Below are 21,501 nucleotides of genomic sequence, written 5' to 3'. Positions count from 1 at the left end.
TGTCGGCGTGCAGGCGAGCCTGACGCCATCGAAAAGGCGCGGTCCGGGCTCCGCGTTAAAGGCTTGGCAACCAGCCGATCCTAGGATCGGGGTATCGATTCAGCCGGAGACAGACATGCACGACAGGATGCTGGGGGAGGGCCCGTCCGCGCGCCCCGTCCGCGACCGTCGTGACTTGCTCGCGGCGGGTGTCACCATCGCCGCCGTCCTGCTTGTGATCGTTTCTGCACTGAGCGTGGGCGGTACGCTGATTCGCGCCGATGGGGCGGCTCTCTCGGTCGCCGACAATCTCACCATCTCCGTCCTGCTGTTGAACATTGCCCTGATGCTGCTCGGATGGCGGCGCTATCGCGCGCTCAAATATGAGGTCGAGCTGCGACGTGCCGCCGAGGCGCGGGCGAGCGAACTGGCGACCTCCGATCCGTTGACCGGCATGCTTAACAGGCGGGCGCTGGCCGAGGCGGGCGCCCGGTTGATCGATCAGGTGCTGCCGCGCAACGGATCGCTGGCGATGCTGATGATCGACCTCGACCATTTCAAGTCGGTCAATGATATGCATGGGCACCTGGCGGGCGATCAGCTGCTGCGCGCGGCATCCGACGCGATCGTGGCACCGCTTCCGGACAATGCGCTTGCCGCCCGGCTCGGCGGAGACGAGTTCGCCTGTGCTTTCCCGTTCAACCCCGACGATCCGTCCGCCGTCGAAAGCGTCGCCGACGCGATCCTGGCGCGCATGAAGGAGCCGTTCGCCATCGGCGGCGTGCAGGCGCGGATCGGCGCTTCGGTCGGCATCGCCCGCACCGAGCCGGGATGCCGCACGATCGACACGCTGATGCGCCGGTCGGATATAGCCCTCTATGCCGCCAAGCGTGCAGGACGAAACCAGCGTGCCTGGTTCGACTCCAGCATGGAACGCGAGCTGGAACTGCGAAACGAGATCGAACTCGGCCTGCGCGCGGGGATTCCGAGCGGACAGATCGTTCCCTGGTTCGAGCCGCAGATCGATCTGGCGACCGGCGCCATTCGCGGCTTCGAGGTGCTGGCGCGCTGGGAGCATCCCGACCATGGCGTGATCGAGCCGGCAGTGTTCATACCGGTCGCCGACGAATCGGGCCTGATCGGGGAACTGTCGATGTCGGTGATGCGCGCGGCGATCGCCGAGGCTCGCCAATGGGATCCGGCGCTCATCCTGGCGGTCAACATCAGCCCGACGCAGATGCGCGACCCTTGGCTCGCACAGAAGATCGTCAAGCTGCTGACCGAACTCAACTTTCCGGCCGAGCGTCTGGAGATCGAAATCACAGAGGCTGCACTGCTCGAAAATCAGGGCTTTGCGCTGGCGATCATCGCCAGTCTCAAGAATCAGGGCATCCGTGTCGCACTCGACGATTTCGGCACGGGCTATTCCAGCCTGACGCATTTGCGCGCCATGCCGCTCGACCGGGTTAAGATCGACCGCAGCTTCGTTCTGCGCATGGTCGAGGATGCCGATGCCGCCGCGCTCGTCCGCATGATCGTCTCGCTGGCCGAGGGACTGAATATCGAGGTAGTCGCCGAAGGCGTCGAGAATGCCGAGATTGCGGCGCTGCTGGGCGAGATCGGTAATCTGACCGTCCAGGGCTGGCATTTCGGCCGCGCGGCGCCGGCGCGCAACACGCGTGGGCTGCTCGCCGGACGCGGGCAGTTGATCGCCGCCAGCCCCAGTGCGGTGGCGGGTGGCGTCGTGGCGATGCGCCAGGGCCGCAAGAAGCGCGCCTGATCCCGCTGCAGCTACGGGCCCGCCTGTGGACTTCGTCGCCCTGAAACCTTAAGCCGCGCGGGCCATGAAGCTTCGCTTTCACAAGATGCACGGTCTGGGCAACGACTTCGTCGTGATCGACGCGCGCGACGGCGCGGTCGAGCTCGCTTCCGGACGCGTCCGGGCGATCGCCGATCGCAAGACCGGGGTCGGCTGCGATCAGCTGATCCTGCTGGAACCGTCCGACGTCGCCGATGCCAGGATGCGCATCTTCAACGCCGATGGCAGCGAGGTCGAAGCCTGCGGCAACGCGACCCGCTGCGTCGTGAGCCTGCTGGGCGGGACGGCGCGGCTGGAGACGCTCGGCGGAATGCTCGAGGGGCAGGCGGATGGCGATGCGGTTGCGGTCGACCTGGTCGAGCCACGCTTCGACTGGGATGCGATACCGCTGGCCTATGCGATGGACACGCGGACAATGCCGGTCGGCTGGGAAATGCTGGAGGCTCCTGCTGCGGTGAATGTCGGCAATCCGCACCTTATCTTCTTCGTGGAGGAGACGGATGCGGTGCCGCTGGACCGGCTCGGCCCGCTGATCGAGACCGACCCGCTGTTTCCGGCGAAGATCAACGTCAACGTCGCCACCGTCGACAGCCGCTCCGATATCCGGCTGCGCGTGTGGGAGCGCGGCGTGGGTCTGACCGATGCCTGCGGCACCGGCGCCTGTGCGACGGCGGTCGCGGCGATCCGCGCCGGTCTCGTCGACTCGCCGGTCCGGGTGACGCTGCCGGGCGGACCGCTGACCATCGACTGGGCGCCGGGTCGCCCGGTGCGGATGACCGGTCCCGCCACCCATGTCTTTACCGGTGAGCTCGATCTCGGGTCGGATATGGGAGCGCTCTGATGAGCGGCCCCGAGCTGATCACCCTGGGCTGTCGGCTCAACATCGCCGAGAGCGAGGCGATGCGCGCGGCGGCGGCGGGCGACGACGACCTGATCATCGTCAACAGCTGCGCCGTCACCAACGAGGCCGTCACCCGCACCCGCCAGGCGATCCGTCGCGCGGCCCGCCGGCGCCCCGATGCGCGCATCGTCGTCACCGGCTGTGCCGCGCAGATCGACCCGGCGACCTTCGCCGCGATGCCCGAGGTAGCGCGCGTGATCGGCAATGCGGAGAAGGGGCGGCCCGACCTGCTCGCCTTCGAACGCGGGCCGGTGGCGGACATCCATGTCTCCGACATCATGGAACTGCGCGAGACTGCCGGGCATATGGCCTCCGCCTTTGCAGGCCATGCGCGCGCGTTCGTCGAGGTCCAGAATGGCTGCGATCATCGTTGTACCTTCTGCGCCATCCCGCAAGGGCGCGGAAACAGCCGCTCCGTTCCCGCCGGACTGGTGGTCGACCGAATCCGGGCGCTGGTCGACCAGGGCCATGCCGAGGTCGTGCTCACGGGTGTCGACCTGACCAGCTATGGCCCCGACCTGCCAGGCAGCCCTACGCTGGGACAACTGGTCGAACGCATCCTGACCCATGTGCCCGGCCTGCGCCGCCTGCGTCTGTCGTCGCTCGACTCGGTCGAGATCGACGACCGGCTGTTCGCGCTGCTGACCGGCGAGAGCCGGATCATGCCACATCTGCACCTGTCGTTGCAGGCCGGGGACGACATGATCCTCAAGCGGATGAAGCGCCGCCATGACCGCGCGCATGCCGTGGCGATGGTCCAGCGTCTCAAGGCCGCCCGGCCCGAGATCGCGATCGGCGCCGACCTGATCGCCGGCTTCCCGACCGAGGACGAGGGGATGGCGGCCAACAGCGCAGCCCTGATCGATGATTGCGACATCGTCTTCGCGCATGTCTTTCCCTATTCGCCGCGCGCAGGCACGCCGGCCGCGCGCATGCCGCAGCTTTCGCCCGCGGTGGTTCGTGCCCGTGCCGAGGCCTTGCGCGAGCGCGGCGAAGCGCGGCGAAGGCGCTGGCTCGCCAGTCTCGTCGGCACGCAGCAAAGCCTGCTGGTCGAGCGCGGCGGGGTCGGCCATGCGCCCAATTTCGCCCGCGTCCGGATCGAAGGCACCATCCCGCGCGTAGGGAGCATCGCCGAGGCAACCATCACCGGCCATGACGAGCATGGCTTAACAGGCAGGATCGAATGAGCGAATTGCGCTGGCACGAAAAGCTGTTCGGGGGGTTCCGGAAGACTTCCGACCGGCTGGGCGAAAATCTGACCGGCCTGTTCGGCAAGGCCGCGCTCGACGACGCCACGCTCGACGAGATCGAGGAGGCGCTGATTGCGTCCGACCTCGGCCCGGCGACCTCGCGGCGCATCCGCGAGCGGCTGGCCGGCGAAATGTTCGAGAAGGGTCTCGACGAGCGTCGTCTGCGCGAGATCGTCGCGCAGGAGATCGAAAAGGTTTTGGCGCCTGCCGCCAAGCCGCTGGAGATCGAGGCTTTTCCGCGTCCGCAGGTGATCCTGGTGATCGGGGTCAACGGATCGGGCAAGACCACGACGATCGCCAAGCTGGCGCACTGGCTGCAGGAACAGGACTATGCGGTGATGCTTGTCGCCGGCGACACCTTTCGCGCGGCAGCGATCGGACAGTTGAAGGTCTGGGCCGACCGCATCGGTATTCCGATCATCAGCGGGCAAGAAGGCGGCGACGCTGCCAGCCTGGTCTTCGAGGGCGTCAAGCAGGGGACCGAGAAGGGCATCGACGTGCTGATCGTCGACACCGCCGGCCGGCTGCAGAACAAGACCGGCCTGATGGACGAACTCGGCAAGATCCGGCGCGTTCTCGGCCGGCTCAACCCCGCCGCGCCGCATGACGTGCTGCTCGTGCTCGATGCGACGACGGGTCAGAATGCGCTGAGCCAGATCGAGATCTTCAAGGAAGCCGCCGGGGTCACCGGCCTGGTTATGACCAAGCTCGACGGAACGGCGCGTGGCGGCGTGCTGGTCGCGGCGGCCGAGCGTTACGGTCTGCCGGTCCATGCGATCGGTCTCGGCGAGTCGATCGATGACCTCAAGCCCTTCGATCCGGGCGAGGTGGCGCGCGCCATTGCGGGCCTCGAGAGGATCGCGAAATGAGCGGGGCGACGTCTGCGCCCGAGCGCGAGGCCGGCTCGGGCCTCAAGCTGCTGATCGATCTGGGGCCGCTGGTCGTCTATCTGTCGGCGTGGTGGCTGACCAAGGACGTTGTTCGGGCGACTGCGATCTTCATGGGGGCTACCTTCGTCGCCATCGCGGCGTCGTGGATAAGGACGCGCCGCATCTCGCCGATGCTGCTCTTCTCGGGCGTGATGGTCGCGGTCTTCGGTGGCCTGACCGTGTGGCTGCACGACGCGACCTTCATCAAGATGAAGCCGACCGTCTATTATCTGATGGTCGCCGGCATTCTCGGCTTCGGCCTCTACACCGACCGGCCGACGCTCAAGCTCGTCCTCGGCCAGGCCTATCCGGGTCTCACCGACCTCGGCTGGACCAAGCTCACGCGCAACTGGGCGATCTTCTTCGTGGCCATGGCGGTAGCGAACGAGCTCGTATGGCGGTCGACCAGCATGGAATTCTGGCTCGGCTATAAGCTGTGGGGGGCGCTCCCCGCGACGATCCTGTTCGCCATCGCGAATGTGCCGATGCTGATGCGGCACGGGCTGAACAGCGAGACGGCCGAGGATGCGGCGTTGCCGCCCCAAGGTTGAGTCCTTCTTCTAAGCCTCTGTATTTCATATAAGTTTCATCGAACTGTAACGCTGGGCTTACCTTCCGTTTACCAGCGCCGCCTAGGAGTTGGGGCGGAGGAGGCGTCGATGAGCTTCGATATGGCGATCATGCCCGCGAGGGTGGACGAGAGTCTGCGCTCGGCGATGATCACCCGATCGGTCGGGGCGGATGCCGGCGTCCGTGACGTGATCGCCTGTTTCCGCGATTGTCCGGACCTGGAGGCGCTTCCCGTGGTGGATGGCGAGGGCCGGCCGCTCGGGGCGGTGCTCGAGCGCGATGTGCGCAGGCTCCTGCTCAACCCCTTTGGCCATGCCCTGCTCTGCAACCACAGTCTTTATCGTCGCCTCGACGGCTTCGTCAGCGCGGTGCCGGTGGCCGAGGCCGACGCGCCGCTCGGTGAACTCTTCGCGCTCGTCTCACAGGGCGACGGGCATGATGCCATTCTCCTCACGCGCGACACCCGCTTCGTCGGAGCGCTCAGCGGGCGTACCTTGCTCAGGCTGGCTGCTGACCGGGAGGCGGCGCTGGCTTCGCGGCGGGCTGCGAGACTGCGCCGCATCGGAGAGGCGTCCAGCGCGATGCGCGCGGAGGCGGCGGCCTTGTCAGGCGACATGATCGGGGCGTCGTCGGCGCTTGAGGAAAGCGCAGGCCGCATGGGCGCGCGCGCGCGCGATGTGGGCGCCAAGGGCCTGTCAGTAATGGCGGCTGCCGGCCAGGCAGCCGACAATGTCGGGGTTGTTGCCGAACAGGGCAGGGAGCTTGTCGCGGCACTCAGCCAGTTGAGCAGCGAGATGGCGGCGGCGCGCGCGTCGACTCTGCACGTCGCGGGCATGATCGAGGAAGGCGGCCGCCGTGCGCGCCAGCTAGGTCAGACGACCGACGAGATCGGGGCGGTGGTCGAGACGATCGATGCCGTTGCCCGCCGGATCAACCTGCTCGCGCTCAACGCGACGATCGAGGCGGCACGCGCCGGCGAAGCTGGCCGGGGCTTCGCCATCGTCGCGTCAGAGGTGAAGGCGCTCGCCCGCCAGACGCGGGATTCGGTGGGCCTGATCGCGGCCCGGATCGACAGCGTGCGCAGCGGGGTCGGCAGCGTTGCCGCAGGACAGGCCGGGATCGAGGCTGCCATCGCGGCGCTCGACGATCTGTCCGCCACCGTAGATGCGGCAGTCGAGCGCAATCGGCTGGTGGGCGAGGCGGTCAGCGCCAATGTGCGGGATGCCGCAGGAGCCAATGAGCGTATCCGCACCCAGGCCTCGGAGATCAGCGGCAGCGCGGCCGATGCGGCATCGGGTGCCGAACAGATTTCCGGGATCGCCCGATCGTTGACCGATGGCGCCGCCCGGCTGCGGCAGAGATTGGGGCGTTTTCTGGACGAGATCGAAGAGGCGTAGCGCCCCCTCCCGGGAAGGGGGCGCCCCGGACCTCAGGCGGCGGGAAGATCGGCTGCCGCGACAGCGTCGCCCTCGACATTGCGCGAGACGAAGTCCCAGTTCACGACCTTGCCGAGCACGGACTCGGCGAACTTCGGCCGCGCATTGCGATAGTCGATATAATAGGCATGCTCCCACACATCGAGCGTCAGCAGCGGCTTGAGATCGCTGTGGGTGAGGGGCGTCTCGCCATCGTGGAGCGAGATGATCACCAGCTTGTCGCCTGCGAGCGCGAGCCAGGCCCAGCCACTGCCGAAATGGCCGACCGCTTCAGCGGACAGCTTCTTCACCAGCTCCTCCTGGCTGCCGAAGCTCGCTTCGATCATCTTCGCCAGCTTGTCCGACGGCTTGGTCGAGCCCTCGGGGGCCAGGCACTGCCAGAAGAAATTATGGTTCCAGATCTGGCCGGCGTTGTTCGACAGCGGCTTGTCGCCCATGTCCTTGGCCAGCTTGACGATTTCGACCAGCGACTTGCCGTTGAGGCCCTTTTCATCGAGCCAGCCATTGACCTTGTCCACATAGGCCTGGTGATGCTTGCCATGATGATAGTCGAAACTTTCGGCCGACAATATTGGCTCCAGAGCCGTGCGGTCGAACGGAAGGGGAGGAAGCGAGAACGCCATTGGAAACTCCATGAGCCTGTGGATGGAAAAATACGGCTCCTCAACGATTTGGGGGGTGGGAAGGTCCACTGAAAAGCGATCTGCCGTGGCGTTCCGGCGACGCGGCATCGCAGCCACCCCCGAACGGCATCGCGGGCCCATCATAATGTGTGACAAAAGCGGAACGAATTTCTAAACTGTGTCCGGGAAGCGATCCGCAATGCCAAGGGTGCGGACGCAAGATGCAGGGGAACTCCATGGATAAATTTTTCGCCAATCTCCATCTGGTGCTGGCCGTCGGCCTGGCCGCCGCGATCGCTCTGATCGCCTATGTGCATCCGGATCCGTCGCTGCTCGCCAATTATGTGCTGCGCTGGCTGCACGTGTTCTTCGGCATCCTGTGGATCGGCCTTCTCTATTATTTCAACTTCGTCCAGATTCCGACGATGCCGTCGGTGCCGGCCGAGTTGAAGCCCGGCGTTTCCAAGTACATCGCTCCCAAGGCCCTGTTCTTCTTCCGTTATGGCGCCCTCCTCACCGTCGTCACCGGCCTGTCGGTGGCGCATGTCACCGGCTACCTGGTCGCCGCGCTGACCTTCGCGCCCGATTATCGCCTGATCGGCATCGGCATGTGGCTGGCGCTGATCATGGCGTTCAACGTGTGGTTCCTGATCTGGCCGGCGCAGAAGAAGGCGCTGGGCATCGTCGAGGCCGACGCCGACACCAAGGCGGCCGCTGCCAAGACCGCGATGATCTTCTCGCGCACCAACACGCTGCTCTCGATCCCGATGCTCTATGCGATGACCAACGCCAATTTCGGCTGAGATCATCGTCCGCACGGAACAAGGGGCCGGGGGAGCGATCCTCCGGCCCTTTTGATTCAGCGGCGTCTCTGCCAGGCGCGCCGCGCGCCGCGCGCAACCCGGCGCAACGGCCCGGGCAAGCGGTCGAGCGGTCCCGTCGCCGATATGTCGGTACGCGACGGGCGCTGATAGGCGATCGGCGGGATGGCGAGATAGGTCGGGTAATCCGGACAGGCGCGACGGAACCAGTTATAGGCGCCATCGACATCCATCGGGCCACCATCCGGGCTCCCGGCGGGGCGTGTCAGCATCGCCCCCAGAAAGTCGGGCAATGCTTCGATCGCAGCCGGTCCGAAACCCAGGCAATGGGCAAGCCTGATCGTCAGCGCCGGCGGAACCCGGGCGAGGTCCGGCCCTGTGAGGTCAAAGCCCGCGTCGCCTTCGGGCAGTTCATAGCCCCCATAGAAGAGACCGACCCCCCCGCTATCGAGCCGGTCGAGCAACTCGGGCAACCGCTCCTGCGCGCTCGCGACGAAGTCGCAATCGTCCTCCAGCATCAGGATCGATCGCAGCCCGTCCTTGCGCGCTTCGGTCAGCAGGCCAAGCTGGCTCAGAAAGGCGCCATGTGCGCCGATGCTTCGAAAGGGGCCCGCGGATTCGGGCCGGACGGCATCGAACAGGTGCACGCGGGGATGGTCGAAACCCAGGCCGAGGCGCGCGAGTTCCTCCGCCATTTCACGGCGGCGGTCGTCGCGTGCGGCGAGATTGATCACATAGAGGCGGTCGAAGGTCGCGAAGAGGCGATCGGCCAGGCTCATGCCTGCCGGTCGAGCAGGTCGTGACGCCGCAGTGCGTGGCGCAGCTGGTCGTAGCTCAGCTTCAGCGCGAGTGCGGTCGCACGCTGGTTGAAGCGACAGCGACGCAGAGCATCTTCGAGCAGCATTTTCTCATAGGTCAGGACCGCCGTGCGGAAGTCGTCGCAGCTGCTCGTCGGCGCGGGCGCCGAGGCCTGCGGGGCTGCCGGGCTGGCCTTCTCGGGAGAAGCCGTGACGGCCGACGATGTTGCGGCGGGCGGGGGTGACGCCGTCGCCGGACGCCAAGGGCTCTCGAACGGGTCGAACTGAATGTCGTCGATCGGCCGCTCTGGATCGTCCCAGCGGTAGACGGCGCGCTCGACGACGTTGCGCAGCTCGCGGACATTGCCGGGCCAGGGATGCTCGATCAGCGTGATGCTCGCGCCCGCCGAAAAGCCGGGCCAGTGCGGCCAGCCCAGTTCGGACGCCATCCGCCTCCCGAAATGATCGGCGAGGACCTGCACGTCGCCTTCGCGCACTCGGAGCGGCGGCAGGGTGATCACTTCGAACGACAGGCGATCGAGCAAGTCGGCGCGGAAGCGTCCGCGCTCGACGAGGTCGGGCAGATGTTCGTTGGTCGCGGCAACGATCCGCACGTCGACCCGTACGGGCCGCGACGCGCCGATCCGCGTTACCTCGCCATATTCCACCGCGCGCAGCAGCCGCTCCTGCGCGCCCATCGACAATGTCGCGAGTTCGTCGAGGAAGAGCGTGCCGCCATGCGCTTCCTCGAATCGCCCCGCACGCGCCTTGGTCGCACCCGTGAAGGCGCCGGCCTCATGGCCGAACAGTTCTGCCTCGATCAGCGTCTCTGGCAGCGCGGCGCAGTTCAGGGTGACGAGCGGTCCGTCCCAGCGCTGCGACAGGCGGTGGAGCCGCTCCGCGACCAGTTCCTTGCCGGTGCCGCGTTCGCCGATGACGAGCACCGGCCGGTTGAGCGAAGCGGCGCGACTGGCCCGCTCGACCGAGTCGAGGAAGGCCAGCGACTGGCCGATGAACTGGGCTTCGCGTTCCATCGCCCATGGTTGGCGTAAAATCCCAAGACTTGGCAATAGCCAATTGTCCGGCTGAGTCGCCGAATCTCACTATCTCCTTGAGATTCTAACATTTTCCGATTTGGCACGGCTTCTGCATTGCATGAGACATACCGGCACCGCCGGAACCGGAACGACAGGGAAACAGGACAATGTTCGGTCTCGACACCATCGACCTGCAGCGCATCACGGTCTCGGCCGTAGGCGCCGCGCTTCTCTCGCTGATCTGCGTCCTCGGGGCAGTTGCCCCTGCGCATGTCGGCCCCGCCGCCTTCCAGCAGGAAGGCACCCTCCGTTAACGCATGGTGTCCGCCGCCGGACGGGGTAGACTGCCCGGCGGACCCGCCAAGCGAGTATCGAGCGTAATCAAGGAGCCTGACAGATGGGGATTTTCTCCCGAACTCGCGACATCATCGCCGCCAACGTCACCGACCTTCTCGACAAGGCCGAGGACCCCGCGAAGATGATCCGCATGATCATCCTCGAAATGGAAGAGACCCTCGTCGAGGTGCGTGCCTCGGCCGCGCGGACGATCGCCGACCAGAAGGAACTGCGCCGCCAGATCGCCAAGCTGGAAACCGTCCAGGCCAACTGGCTGGAAAAGGCCGAACTGGCGCTGTCCAAGGATCGCGAGGACCTGGCCAAGGCCGCGCTGGTCGAAAAGCAGAAGGCCGCCGATCTGGCGGGCCAGCTGCAGGAAGAGATCGACCTGCTCGACGAATCGCTGAAGGCTTCCGAAGCCGACATCGCGAAGCTGCAGGGCAAGCTGCGCGAGGCGCGGGCCCGCCAGAACAGCATCGTCACCCGCCTCGAATCGGCGAACAACCGCGCCCGCATGCGGGAAATGTATGCCGGTCCGAAGATCGACGAGGCTTTCTCGCGTTTCGAACTGCTCGAGCGCCGGGTCGACTATGCCGAGGGCCGCGCCGAAGCGGCGGGCATGGGCGCTGCGCCCAAGTCGCTCGAGGAGGAGATCGCCGAGCTGCGGTCGTCCGACAAGGTCGATGCCGAGCTGGCCGCGCTGAAGGCCAAGGCGCAGAACAAGGGGGCCTGAGGCGATGGAAGATATTCTCGTCCCGATCGGGGTCGTCGGCATCCTCTTTCTGGGCCTGCCCTGGCTCGTCTTCCACTATGTCACCCAGTGGAAGAAGAATGGCGGGCTGACGGTCGAGGACGAGAAGCTTCTCGACGACATGCACGAAATGGCCCGTCGCCTGGACGATCGGGTCGCCACGCTGGAGCGGATCCTGGACAGCCAGGACCCCAGCTGGCGGCCGCGCCAGATGGCAGAGCGTGGCCAGGACGATTGGCGCCGCGACCATTGATCGCGAGGACGCCGACACAACAGGAAGGGAAGGTTCGAAATGTCCGCTCGCCGCACCAAATTCTACGTCGACAAGCGTAACCGCAAATGGCTGGGCGTCTGCGCCGGGCTTGCCGACTATACCGGGATCGACGTCACGCTGGTCCGCGTCGGCACCGTTCTGCTGACCCTGCTCGGGGGCTTCCCCTGGACGCTGGTCGCCTATCTGCTGGTCAACTGGCTGGTCGACGACAAGCCGCGCGAATTCTACGAAGGCGACCGCGAGGAGCAGAAGTTCTGGCAGACCGTACGGGCCCGCCCCGGCGCCTCGGTCCGCGACGTCCGTGCCCGCTTCCGCGACATCGACCGCCGCATCGCGGACGTCGAGACCCATGTCACCAGCCATAATTCGGCGCTGGCCCGCGAGATCGACGCGCTCCGCTGAGCTCCGCCATGTCGCGCCCGAACGCCAAGGCAGTCGAGGCGCGGCACCGTCAACATCATGACGTTCGTCGAACCGGGAATGATGTTCGTCGAACGGTAAAACCGACAGTCCTGTAAACAGCGATGGCTGTCGGGTTAGGGGAAGAACAATGGATATTCCGATGTCAGTATTGGTGCCGGGTGCGACGATCGTCGCCGTCCTCGGTGTCGTTGGCTGGATCGTGACGACCTGGCTCAGGGTCAAACATGGCTATCCGCTCGAAAACAGCTGGGGCAAGGCCGTTTATCCGCGCACCAGCGACGAGACGATGGAGCGGGTAAAGCTGCTCTCCGGCGAGAATGCGCAGCTCCGGGCGGAGCTGTCCGCCATCAAGGAGCGCCTTGCCACCGTCGAACGGATCGTGACCGACAGCAGCTTTCGGCTCGACCAGGAAATCAACGCGCTGCGTGGCCCCGCGAACTGAGGTTTCCCATGGCTAATCTCTTCTACTTCATGATCGCCAGCGTTCCGATCATCGCCATCCTCGGCTGGGTCGCCACCGAATGGATGTCGCTGCGGAAGAAGCAGATCAAGGCGATCTCCACCGAAGCGGCCGAAAAGGCCGCCCAATATGCGGCGAAGACCGAACGGCTCGAACAGCGCGTCGCGGTGCTCGAACGGATCCTGACCGACCGTTCGACCGACCTCGCCGTGGAGATCGATCGCCTGCGCGACCAGCCGCTCAACTGATTGCATCCGCAAGGAGAAGCAGGATGAACCCCTTTGAAATGGTCGTGCTGATCGTCGCGATCACCGCCATCGCCAGCATCTTTCGCGCCAAATATGGCGTTACCCGCAAGGGTGAAACCTGGGCCAAGCCCGACGATGGCGACGCCCAGCGGCTGCGCGACGAAATCCGGACGCTGAAGGAGCGGGTAGCCGTCCTCGAGCGCATCGCAACCGAGAATGACCGCGGCATGGCGCTCGATCGCGAGATCGAGGCTCTGCGCCGGGCAGACTGATCCTCAAGGAAGGAACGGGACCATGATAGACTCTACCTTCTGGCTCACCGTGAGCGGGGCAGGGCTGATCGGCCTGGGTGTCGTCGCCTTTACCGCCCTGTCGGGCTGGCGCGGCTGGCTGGAACTGGAAAGACTGCGCCTTGAACGGCGTATGCCGGGGACCAGCGAACCGGCTATCGGCCCATCGCCCGCCGCCCGCATCGAACTCGCCGATCTCAAGGAGCGTATCCGCAAGCTCGAGGCGATCGCCTCCGGCGTCGATCTCTGATCTGATGGGCGGCCGGGCTCAGCCCTGACCGATCCAGTCCGCTACCTCCGCCGCCACCTGATTGGCGGCCTGATTGAGGCCCGCCGTGACGCTGGCGGCATCCTCGCCCACCACCGGCACACGCGCCTCGAACCTGCGGGTCTTCACTTCGTCGCTGCCTGCCCGCGCCAGCGTTGCGTCATAGGTGACGAGCACCTGACCCTGTCCGCCGAGCAGCTGGAAGGCGATCAGCGTTCCGCCCAGGCGGTTGTCCGGCGTGATCGAGGCATTGCGATGATCCGGCACGAAGCGACCGGTCTTCGCCTCGATCGTTTCGGCGAGAACCGAGCGGAACAGCGCACCTGGCGTATCGACCCAGGCGACCTTGGGCAGATAGGCGAAGGTCATCCCCGTCTGTACGGCGATCCGCTGATTGCGTAGCTGGGACGGCAAAGCGGGCATCGCGACGCTGACGGCCTGCGTATCGCGCGCGACTTTGGCGGTGCCGGCCGGAACCGTCGCCTGCGCGGTCAGACCCATCAGCCGCTCGGGCGGGTCCTCGCCCAGGCTGACGCAGCCCGACAGAAGAATGGCGGAAGAAACGGCGATCAGCGAACGGCGCAGCATGGCCTCAATCCCTCGGCTTATAGTCGGGAAGCTTCGATCCGCCCAGCACGGCGCCGGCACCGCCCCGATCGAGCTTCGACGAAATGGCGTTCAGCGAGTCGGACATCTCGGCGATGTTCCGCACCAGCTGGTTGATCTGCGGCACCGTCTCCGACGAGAAGGCCTTGATGCCCGGCCGTGCATCGGTGATCGCGGCATCGAGCGTCTCCAGCGTGTGCTGGGCGGACGCGGTCGCCTTGTTCAGATTGGCCATCGCCGGACGCACATCGGTCTGGACCACGCCATTGGTGGTCTGCGCGAGTTCGCCGACGCGTTCGGCAGCGAGGCCCGCCTGCTCCATCGTGGTCTTGAGCTGAACGACGGCGGCCGCGATTTCCGGGCCGCGATCGGCCAGATCGCCCGACAGCCGGTCGACATTGGCGAGGATGCCGGTGATCGACTTCTGGTTCTTGTCGTTGAGCAGTTCGGTCAGACGCGCGGTAAGCGTCGAGATGCGCTGGAGAAGTTCAGGCGCGGAATTGAGCAACTCGCCCAACGCACCCGGCTTGGTCGGGATGACCGGCACGCCATAAGGCCCTGCCTCGGTGATCGGCGGGGCGTTCTTGACCGCGCCGTCCAGATTGACCTGGCTCACGCCCGTGAACCCGACACCCGCGATCGTGGCGGTCGTGCCCTGGAGGATCGGCGAGTCCTTCTCGACGGCAATGCGTACGCGGACGAATTCGGGGCTCTCGGGCATCAGCTTGATTTCTTCGACCTTGCCCACAGGCACGCCCGAGAAATTGACCGGCGACCCCTTGGCAAGCCCGTCGACCGAGGTCTTGAAGAAGATGTCGTAACGCTGGATGCTGACGGTGTTGAACCCGGCGAGCCAGACGATGAACGCCAGCAAAGCGACAAGCAGGGCCAGAACGACCCCGCCGACGAGCACATGATTAGACCGGGTTTCCATCAGTCCCTCATTCCCCGGCGCCCTTCGCAGCCGCCCGTTCGGCGGCATCGGCCGCCACTCGCCCACGCGGGCCGTTGAAATATTCCTGAATCCACGGATGGTCCAACGCCAATAGTTCCGGGATCGTTCCAACCGCGATCACGCGCTTGTCCGCCAGCACCGCGACGCGGTCGCAGATCGCGTGCAGCGTGTCGAGGTCGTGGGTGATCAGGAAGACGGTCAGACCCAGCGTCTTCTGCAGCGACCGGATCAGTTCATCGAAAGCGGCGGCGCCGATCGGGTCGAGCCCGGCCGTCGGCTCGTCGAGGAACAGCAATTGCGGGTCGAGAGCCAGCGCCCGCGCGAGGCCTGCGCGCTTCTTCATGCCGCCCGACAGTTCGGACGGATATTTGGGCCCCGCTTCGGCCGGCAGGCCGGACATGGCGACCTTATAGGCGGCGATCTCGTCGAGCAGCACCGGATCGAGCCGCGGATAATATTCGCGGATCGGAACCTGGACATTCTCCGCCACGGTCAGTGTCGAGAACAGCGCACCGCCCTGGAACAGCACGCCCCAACGGCTGCGAACCTGCTTGGCCTCGCTCTCGTCCCGATCGATCATCGGCTCGCCGAACACCTCGACCGTTCCGGTTTCGGGGCGTTGCAAGCCGATGATCGAGCGCATCAGCACCGATTTGCCGGTGCCCGATCCGCCGACCACGCCGAGGATCTCGCCGCGCCGGACGTCGAGATCGAGGCCATCATGGACGACCTGGTCGGCAAAGGCGTTACGAAGGCCCTGCACCCGGATGACGGTATCGCCGTCATGGACGTTCAGCCGCGCCATCAGATCCACCCGATCGAGCTGAAGAACACGGCGAACACCGCGTCGAGGACGATCACGAGGAAGATGGCCTGCACCACGGAAGCGGTCGTACGCAGGCCGACTTCTTCCGCATTGCCCTTCACCTGCATGCCCTGATAGCAGCCGCACATGGCGATCAGCAGGCCGAACACCGGTGCCTTGATCAGGCCGACCCAAAGGTCGGTCATTGGCACCACCTCGCGGATGCGCTGGATGAAGGTGACCGGCGGTATGTCGAGGTCGATCCAGCAGAAAATGCCGCCGCCGATGATCGCGACGACCGCAGCATAGAAACCGAGCAGCGGCATGAGGATGACGGTCGAGAGCACTCGCGGCAGGATCAGCGCTTCCATCGGAGAAACGCCGATCGTCCGCATCGCGTCGATCTCCTCGGCGAGCTTCATCGAACCGAGTTGAGCGGCGAAGGCGCTGCCCGACCGGCCCGCGACCATGATCGCAGTCATCAGAACGCCGAGTTCGCGCAGAGTTATGCGGCCGATCAGATTGACCGCGAACACCTCCGCGCCGAACTGGCGGAGCTGCACCGCCCCCTGCTGGGCGATGACGATGCCGATCAGGAAGCTCATCAGCCCCACGATCGCCAGCGCCTTGACGCCGACCACCTCGAACTGTCGAGCCATGGCGTTGTAGCGGAAGCTGCGCGGATGCGTGATCAGGCTCCACAGGCCGATCATCGTCGCGCCGAAGAAGCCGACCAGGCCACGCAGCGAGTCGAAAGACGCATAGACCGCATCGCCGATCTCGCGCAGCACGCGGACGAACGGGGGGCTCGAGTCCGGCCGGATCTTGAGCGGTTTGTCGGCGGCGGCGAGCTGCTCGAGCAGTTGGCAGACCTCGTCATCGGCGCCGATGACGCGCGCGTCGCAGCGCCGCACGATCCTATGGACGAGCCAGGCTCCGACCGTGTCCATCCGGTCGACATCCTTGAGGTCGATCTCTTCGGGGCTGGCGTCGAGCGCCGACAGCCGGCGCGACAGATCCCCGATCCGCGCGAGCGTCAGCTCACCGGAAAAGCGCAAGGTGCCCTGATCGAACTGAAAATCGGCGGGAGCGTTCATCGGATCCAGGAGTGGCGCAAAGACCGGAGATCGGCAAGCATCCGTAATGAAATGAGCCGCCCGGCGATTTGTTCCTTGCCGATATTTGCCTATAGGGCGTCCCGATGACCGAACTTGCGATCTACGACATGGACCGGACGATCACCCGGACCGGAACCTTCACCCCCTTCATGATCCATGCGGCGATGCGGCTGGCGCCCTGGCGCCTCGTCTTCGTCCCCTTCGCTGCCGGGGTAATGCTGGCTTATGTGTGCAAGCTGATCGAGCGCAAGCGGGTCAAGGAACTCAATCAGGCCATGCTGATCGGGCGTCGCATCCATGCCGACCGGCTGACGCCGATCGCGGAGAGCTTCGCCGACCATATCCTGAAACACAATGTCCGGGCCGGTGCATTGGAGAGTCTCGCCGAGAACCGCGCCGCCGGTCGCCGGCTGGTGTTGGCGACGGCCTCTTCGCGCATCTGGGTCGACCCGATCGCCCGCCGGCTGGGCATGGACGACGTCATCGCAACAGGTGCGATCAAGGGCATCGACGATTATGTCAGCCACAAGGTCGATGGCGAAAATTGCTATGGCCCGGCCAAGCTGCGGATGATCCAGGCGTGGATGGGGCTGCAGAAGCTCGATCGCGAGGCATGCCGCATCCGCTTCTATTCGGATCACATCTCCGACGTGCCGGTGCTCGAATGGGCGGACGAGGCGATCGCGTCCAACCCCCATGCCGGGCTGCGCGAAGAAGCGCGCCGTCGCGGCTGGACGATCGTCGACTGGAATTGAGACGGGCAATCCTACCGGCGCTTAGGCGCCGGGAAGAGGGTCAGCCTTCGGCGCCCTGCACGGCCTGGACGGCGGCGGCGGTCGACTTGGCGCCGTCCTTGTAGATGAAGCCGTTGACCGGATAGGCGGTGTTGCCGACCTTGCCGATCGGTGCGAACCAGACCTTGACCTGGCTCCAGTCGTTGGACGGCGAGGCGTCGACGACGGTCACGTCGCGCTCGACCTGACCGCGGCGGCCGTTGATGACCGACCAGTTGGCGTGGGTGATCTTGATCACGCGGTCGCTCACGACCTTCGTCACCGTGGCGACGTGGCCCGAGCGCATCGAACCGATCGCCTTGAACACCATGACAGCGCCGGTCTGCGGAGTCGATCCGCGCAGATATTTGCCGACCGCCTGGTTCCACCAGCTGGCGGCCGCGCCGAACAGCTGAATGCCGGAGAACATGCGGGCAAAGGGCGCGCACTGGATGGTCTGGGCCTGAGCAGCGGTCGGCGCGATCACCATGCAGGCAAGCAGCATGGAACCAATCATTGCGCGCATCGTTCTGGTCATTTGGATTCCCCAACCCGTCCCGTAGCCTGTGACTGGCAGCACAGACGGCGTTAGGAAAGACCATCACGGTTCAGCCCGCGCTCATATTCGGCGAGTCGTTTGCGTCGAGCGGTGACCTGCATCTTATCCACAGGCAGTAGCACGGCAGCGCAACGATCGGCCGCAAGCGTGCCGTAGCGGCACCTTGCGAATCGTCCGATCAGGCCAGTGGCACGCTGGCGAAACGGACGGGCTCCCCGATTGCCGAAGCGGCTAAGCTGCCCTCCCACATCACGCGATGGCCGCGGATGATCGTGCCCAGCGGCTTGCCGGTCAGTGCCATACCGGTGAAAGGCGACCAGCCGCAGCGCGAGGCCAGCCAGCTTTCCTCGATCGTCCAGCGCGCTTTCAGGTCGACGATGGTGAAATCAGCGTCATAGCCGAGCGCTATGCGTCCCTTGTTGCGCAAGCCGAACACGCGCTGCGGTCCGGCCGAGGTCAGCTCGATCAGATGCTGGAGCGTGAGGCGTCCCTCGGCGACATGGTTGAGCATCAGCGGCAGCAGCGTCTGCACGCCGGGCATGCCGCTCGGCGTGGCGGGATAGGTTCGGGCCTTTTCCTCGATCGTGTGCGGCGCATGGTCCGATCCCAGCACGTCGGGCACGCCCTGGCGCAGATAGTGCCACAGCCCGTCGCGATGCGCGCCCGAGCGGATCGGCGGGTTCATCTGCGCATAGGTGCCGAGGCGCGGATAGGCCTCCTCGCCGGCCAGCGTCAGGTGCTGCGGGGTCACCTCGCAAGTCGCGATGTCCTTGTTCTGCGCAATCAGCGCCAGTTCGTCGGGCGTGGTGATGTGCAGGATGTGGATGCGCCGGCCGGTCTCGCGCGCGATGCGCAGGATGCGGCGCGTCGCGAGGATGGCGCTTTCGTCGTCGCGCCACACCGGGTGGCTCGACGGGTCGCCTTCGACCCGCTCGCCTTCGCGCGCGATCATGCGCTGCTCGTCTTCGGCATGGATCGCGACCCGGCGGCTGCCCGAGCGGAGCACGCGCGCCAGATGCTCGTCCTCGGCGACGAGCAGGCTGCCGGTCGACGAGCCCATGAAGATCTTGACCCCCGCGGTGCCTGGCAGGCGCTCCAGCTCGGCGAGCGCTTCGGCATTGGCCGTCGTGGCGCCGACATAGAAGGCATGGTCGCACCACATGCGGTGGTGAGCGCGGGCGAGCTTGTCGGCGACGGCTTCGGCCGAATCGGTGTTTGGCTTGGTGTTCGGCATCTCGAACACGGCGGTGACCCCGCCGAGAACCGCCGAGCGGCTGCCGCTCTCCAGATCTTCCTTCGTCTCCAGACCGGGCTCGCGGAAGTGGACTTGGCTGTCGATCACGCCCGGCAGCACGTCGAGCCCGGCGCAGTCGATCGTCTCGCCTGCATCGCCCGTCACGCCGATGCCCGCAATGCGGCCGTCCTTCACGCCGACGTCGGCCGCGATCGGCCCACCGACGGTCCATACCGTTCCGTTCTTGAGGATCAGGTCATAGGTCATGTGCAGCCACCATCGTTGCGCCGTCGGAGGCGGTGTCGCGATCGGCACTCTCTCCGCGTCGGCACGGGTTAACTTCCGGCGGAGATGCTCCTACCTTCTGCGCATGTCCGATACCACCCTCATCGACCGCGCCGTGATCCGTCTTTCCGGACTGGGCGTTCGCGACTTTCTCCAGGGCCTCGTCACCAACGACGTCGCCGGCCCGCTGCCGGTCTGGGCCGGCCTGCTGACGCCGCAGGGCAAGGCGCTGTTCGACTTCATCGTCTGGGCCGATCCGGCGGGTGCCGAAGAGGATCTGCTGATCGACTGCGAGGCGGAGCAGGCGGAGGCGCTGGTCCGGCGGTTGACGCTCTACCGTCTGCGCAAGCCGATCACGATTGCACGCGACGAGACGCTGGCGGTTCACTGGTCGCCGACGGGAACGGAGGGCGTAGCCGATCCCCGGCTGGCTGCGCTCGGCCGCCGCTGGCTCGCGCCTGCCGACGGCGCGGCGCAGGGCTGGCACGCGCATCGCAAGGCACTGGGCGTCGCGGAAGGCGTGGCCGAGCTCGGCTCCGACAAGACGCTGTGGCTCGAATGCAATGCCGATCTGCTCAATGGGGTGAGCTTCACCAAGGGCTGCTATGTCGGCCAGGAAAATACCGCGCGGATGAACTGGCGGAACAAGGTCAACCGCCGGCTCGTCGTGCTGCCCGACGGCAGCGTCGAGCGCCGCCAGATGGATGGGCTCGACCCTGCCCTCATACCCGTCTGGATGACGGTCGAGGCGGGCCAGAGCGCCTGAGGATTACGGACGGTGCCGCGCTTGATGCGGCCGCCGCTAAGGAGAATGACGATGAGTTTCACCGGACGCGAACTTCGCTCGAACGTCGCCGAGGACGGCACGCTGCGGCTGACGCTGGAGGAGGTCACGCTCGATCCGCCGGCGGACGACGAAATCATCGTGCGGGTAGAGGCGGCGCCGATCAATCCGTCCGACCTGGGGCTACTCGTCGGTCCGGCCGACCTGTCCTCGATCCGCAGCGAGGGCAGCACCGATCGCCCCTCCCTGGCGTTCGACGTTCCGAAGGAACGGCTGCGTGCGGTCGCCGCGCGGGTCGGCCAGTCACTGCCGGTGGGCAATGAAGGTGCGGGCACGGTGGTTGCGGCGGGCGCTTCGGCCAAGGCGCTCGAAGGCCGAAAAGTCGGCGCCTTCGGCGGCGGCATGTATGCCGATTATCGCAAGCTGAAGGCAAGCGAGGTGCTGGCGCTTCCCGATGGCGCGACAGCGGCTGATGGCGCGGCGATGTTCGTCAACCCGCTGACCGCGCTCGGCTTCGTCGAGACCGCGCGCAGCGAGGGGCACAAGGCGATCGTCCATACGGCGGCAGCGTCGAACCTTGGCCAGATGCTGCAGAAAATCTGCCTCGCCGACGGCATCCCGCTGGTGAACATCGTCCGTTCGGAGGAGCAGGCGGCGATCCTGCGCAACATCGGCGCAACCTATGTCCTCGACAGCCGCGCGCCCGATTTCCAGAAGCAACTGCTGGCGGCGATCAGCGAGACTGAGGCGACGGTCGGCTTCGATGCGATCGGCGGCGGACGCCTCGCCAGCGACATCCTCACCGCGATGGAGCAGGCGGCCAATGCGCGCTCCGGCGGGTATAACCGCTATGGATCGGACGTGTTCAAGCAGATGTACCTCTATGGCGCGCTCGACCAGAGCCCGACGACGCTCAACCGGCTCGCCTTCGGCTTCCAGTGGGGCGTGTCGGCCTGGCTGCTGATGCCCTTCCTGCGCAAGGCGGGCGTCGAGGTGGCCAACCGCCTGCGCCAGCGCGTCGTCGACGAGCTGACGACGACCTTCGCCAGCGGCTACACCCGCACGATCAGCCTCGCCGAGGCGCTCGATCCCGACATTTTGCGTGCCTATGAGCGCAAGGCGACCGGCGAGAAATATCTGATCGATCCGAGCCGCGGCTAAGGACTGCAG

Annotated in this window: 27 protein-coding genes; 18 read left to right on the top strand and 9 right to left on the bottom strand. The window is 66.0% G+C overall.

The window, feature by feature from the left end:
- Positions 1 to 115 precede the first annotated feature (115 nt).
- The 6 genes from KAY22_RS03555 to KAY22_RS03530 all read left to right on the top strand — a co-directional run bounded on the left by KAY22_RS03555 (position 116) and on the right by KAY22_RS03530 (position 6,845).
- Positions 116 to 1,759 (top strand): EAL domain-containing protein, encoded by a 1,644-nt coding sequence (locus tag KAY22_RS03555; protein ID WP_296620094.1) that lies wholly within the window; start codon positions 116 to 118, stop codon positions 1,757 to 1,759.
- A 64-nt stretch (positions 1,760 to 1,823) separates the two neighbouring features.
- A complete protein-coding gene (gene dapF / locus KAY22_RS03550; RefSeq protein WP_296620090.1) occupies positions 1,824 to 2,639 on the top strand; it encodes a diaminopimelate epimerase in 816 nt (271 codons plus the stop codon).
- Positions 2,639 to 3,886, top strand: coding sequence for a tRNA (N(6)-L-threonylcarbamoyladenosine(37)-C(2))-methylthiotransferase MtaB (mtaB, locus tag KAY22_RS03545; RefSeq protein ID WP_296620087.1), 1,248 nt, complete (start codon positions 2,639 to 2,641; stop codon positions 3,884 to 3,886). Before dapF ends, mtaB begins: the two co-directional genes overlap by 1 nt.
- On the top strand, positions 3,883 to 4,818 hold the full coding sequence (ftsY, locus tag KAY22_RS03540) for a signal recognition particle-docking protein FtsY (RefSeq protein ID WP_296620085.1): 936 nt from the start codon (positions 3,883 to 3,885) through the stop codon (positions 4,816 to 4,818). Before mtaB ends, ftsY begins: the two co-directional genes overlap by 4 nt.
- The gene (locus KAY22_RS03535) at positions 4,815 to 5,429 is read left to right on the top strand and encodes a septation protein A (protein WP_296620083.1); all 615 of its coding nucleotides are present in this window, start codon (positions 4,815 to 4,817) and stop codon (positions 5,427 to 5,429) included. Before ftsY ends, KAY22_RS03535 begins: the two co-directional genes overlap by 4 nt.
- Before the next feature lie 108 nt (positions 5,430 to 5,537).
- Positions 5,538 to 6,845 carry a methyl-accepting chemotaxis protein gene (locus tag KAY22_RS03530; protein ID WP_296620081.1) on the top strand — a complete coding sequence of 436 codons (1,308 nt, stop codon included), beginning with the start codon at positions 5,538 to 5,540 and terminating at the stop codon, positions 6,843 to 6,845.
- Between the two features lie 32 nt (positions 6,846 to 6,877).
- Here the strand turns inward: KAY22_RS03530 and KAY22_RS03525 are convergent, their stop codons facing one another.
- Positions 6,878 to 7,507, bottom strand: a complete 630-nt coding sequence (locus tag KAY22_RS03525; protein WP_296620079.1) for a superoxide dismutase — start codon at positions 7,505 to 7,507, stop codon at positions 6,878 to 6,880.
- A gap of 236 nt (positions 7,508 to 7,743) precedes the next feature.
- Between KAY22_RS03525 and KAY22_RS03520 the strand changes: the two genes are divergently transcribed.
- A complete protein-coding gene (locus KAY22_RS03520) occupies positions 7,744 to 8,310 on the top strand; it encodes a urate hydroxylase PuuD (protein WP_296620077.1) in 567 nt (188 codons plus the stop codon).
- Positions 8,311 to 8,366: 56 nt separating this feature from the next.
- Here KAY22_RS03520 and KAY22_RS03515 read toward each other — a convergent pair whose 3' ends face one another.
- Positions 8,367 to 9,107 (bottom strand): hypothetical protein, encoded by a 741-nt coding sequence (locus KAY22_RS03515; protein WP_296620074.1) that lies wholly within the window; start codon positions 9,105 to 9,107, stop codon positions 8,367 to 8,369.
- Complete coding sequence (gene pspF, locus KAY22_RS03510) at positions 9,104 to 10,159, bottom strand: phage shock protein operon transcriptional activator (protein ID WP_296620072.1); 1,056 nt, start codon at positions 10,157 to 10,159, stop codon at positions 9,104 to 9,106. The genes KAY22_RS03515 and pspF overlap by 4 nt, the downstream gene beginning before the upstream one ends.
- A gap of 170 nt (positions 10,160 to 10,329) precedes the next feature.
- On the opposite strand from pspF, the gene KAY22_RS03505 reads away from it, so the two are divergent.
- The 8 genes from KAY22_RS03505 (at position 10,330) to KAY22_RS03470 (ending at position 13,194) form a co-directional block, all read left to right on the top strand.
- The gene (locus tag KAY22_RS03505; protein WP_296620070.1) at positions 10,330 to 10,476 is read left to right on the top strand and encodes a hypothetical protein; all 147 of its coding nucleotides are present in this window, start codon (positions 10,330 to 10,332) and stop codon (positions 10,474 to 10,476) included.
- An 83-nt stretch (positions 10,477 to 10,559) separates the two neighbouring features.
- The gene (pspA, locus tag KAY22_RS03500; protein ID WP_296620068.1) at positions 10,560 to 11,231 is read left to right on the top strand and encodes a phage shock protein PspA; all 672 of its coding nucleotides are present in this window, start codon (positions 10,560 to 10,562) and stop codon (positions 11,229 to 11,231) included.
- A gap of 4 nt (positions 11,232 to 11,235) precedes the next feature.
- Positions 11,236 to 11,502 (top strand): envelope stress response membrane protein PspB, encoded by a 267-nt coding sequence (pspB, locus tag KAY22_RS03495; protein WP_296620066.1) that lies wholly within the window; start codon positions 11,236 to 11,238, stop codon positions 11,500 to 11,502.
- Positions 11,503 to 11,541: 39 nt separating this feature from the next.
- Positions 11,542 to 11,925, top strand: coding sequence for an envelope stress response membrane protein PspC (gene pspC / locus KAY22_RS03490; RefSeq protein WP_296620063.1), 384 nt, complete (start codon positions 11,542 to 11,544; stop codon positions 11,923 to 11,925).
- Between the two features lie 160 nt (positions 11,926 to 12,085).
- Entirely contained in the window at positions 12,086 to 12,388 is a 303-nt protein-coding gene (locus KAY22_RS03485; protein ID WP_296620061.1) for a hypothetical protein, read from the top strand.
- Positions 12,389 to 12,396: 8 nt separating this feature from the next.
- The gene (locus tag KAY22_RS03480) at positions 12,397 to 12,654 is read left to right on the top strand and encodes a hypothetical protein (RefSeq protein WP_296620059.1); all 258 of its coding nucleotides are present in this window, start codon (positions 12,397 to 12,399) and stop codon (positions 12,652 to 12,654) included.
- Between the two features lie 23 nt (positions 12,655 to 12,677).
- Positions 12,678 to 12,926 carry a hypothetical protein gene (locus KAY22_RS03475; protein ID WP_296620058.1) on the top strand — a complete coding sequence of 83 codons (249 nt, stop codon included), beginning with the start codon at positions 12,678 to 12,680 and terminating at the stop codon, positions 12,924 to 12,926.
- A gap of 22 nt (positions 12,927 to 12,948) precedes the next feature.
- Positions 12,949 to 13,194 carry a hypothetical protein gene (locus tag KAY22_RS03470; protein WP_296620056.1) on the top strand — a complete coding sequence of 82 codons (246 nt, stop codon included), beginning with the start codon at positions 12,949 to 12,951 and terminating at the stop codon, positions 13,192 to 13,194.
- Between the two features lie 18 nt (positions 13,195 to 13,212).
- Here KAY22_RS03470 and KAY22_RS03465 read toward each other — a convergent pair whose 3' ends face one another.
- The 4 genes from KAY22_RS03465 to KAY22_RS03450 are packed head-to-tail and all read right to left on the bottom strand — an operon-like array spanning position 13,213 to position 16,675.
- Positions 13,213 to 13,800, bottom strand: coding sequence for an ABC-type transport auxiliary lipoprotein family protein (locus KAY22_RS03465; protein WP_296620053.1), 588 nt, complete (start codon positions 13,798 to 13,800; stop codon positions 13,213 to 13,215).
- A 4-nt stretch (positions 13,801 to 13,804) separates the two neighbouring features.
- Positions 13,805 to 14,752, bottom strand: a complete 948-nt coding sequence (locus tag KAY22_RS03460; RefSeq protein ID WP_296620050.1) for an MlaD family protein — start codon at positions 14,750 to 14,752, stop codon at positions 13,805 to 13,807.
- A gap of 7 nt (positions 14,753 to 14,759) precedes the next feature.
- On the bottom strand, positions 14,760 to 15,578 hold the full coding sequence (locus KAY22_RS03455; RefSeq protein WP_296620047.1) for an ABC transporter ATP-binding protein: 819 nt from the start codon (positions 15,576 to 15,578) through the stop codon (positions 14,760 to 14,762).
- Entirely contained in the window at positions 15,578 to 16,675 is a 1,098-nt protein-coding gene (locus tag KAY22_RS03450; RefSeq protein WP_296620044.1) for an MlaE family lipid ABC transporter permease subunit, read from the bottom strand. Before KAY22_RS03450 ends, KAY22_RS03455 begins: the two co-directional genes overlap by 1 nt.
- Before the next feature lie 104 nt (positions 16,676 to 16,779).
- On the opposite strand from KAY22_RS03450, the gene KAY22_RS03445 reads away from it, so the two are divergent.
- Positions 16,780 to 17,451, top strand: a complete 672-nt coding sequence (locus KAY22_RS03445; RefSeq protein ID WP_296620042.1) for an HAD-IB family hydrolase — start codon at positions 16,780 to 16,782, stop codon at positions 17,449 to 17,451.
- Between the two features lie 40 nt (positions 17,452 to 17,491).
- Here the strand turns inward: KAY22_RS03445 and KAY22_RS03440 are convergent, their stop codons facing one another.
- Complete coding sequence (locus KAY22_RS03440) at positions 17,492 to 17,986, bottom strand: CHAP domain-containing protein (RefSeq protein WP_296620039.1); 495 nt, start codon at positions 17,984 to 17,986, stop codon at positions 17,492 to 17,494.
- A 220-nt stretch (positions 17,987 to 18,206) separates the two neighbouring features.
- Complete coding sequence (locus KAY22_RS03435) at positions 18,207 to 19,529, bottom strand: dihydroorotase (protein ID WP_296620036.1); 1,323 nt, start codon at positions 19,527 to 19,529, stop codon at positions 18,207 to 18,209.
- Between the two features lie 103 nt (positions 19,530 to 19,632).
- Between KAY22_RS03435 and KAY22_RS03430 the strand changes: the two genes are divergently transcribed.
- Positions 19,633 to 20,313: a folate-binding protein gene (locus KAY22_RS03430; protein ID WP_296620033.1), complete on the top strand. Its 681-nt coding sequence runs from the start codon at positions 19,633 to 19,635 to the stop codon at positions 20,311 to 20,313.
- 51 nt (positions 20,314 to 20,364) lie between these two features.
- Positions 20,365 to 21,492, top strand: coding sequence for a zinc-binding dehydrogenase (locus KAY22_RS03425; protein ID WP_296620030.1), 1,128 nt, complete (start codon positions 20,365 to 20,367; stop codon positions 21,490 to 21,492).
- Positions 21,493 to 21,501 lie beyond the last annotated feature (9 nt).

This window comes from Rhizorhabdus sp. (genome assembly GCF_018006725.1).
GTDB lineage: Bacteria > Pseudomonadota > Alphaproteobacteria > Sphingomonadales > Sphingomonadaceae > Rhizorhabdus.
Note: the sequence above shows the minus strand (reverse complement) of the source record. Positions and strands in the feature narration are given on the sequence as shown.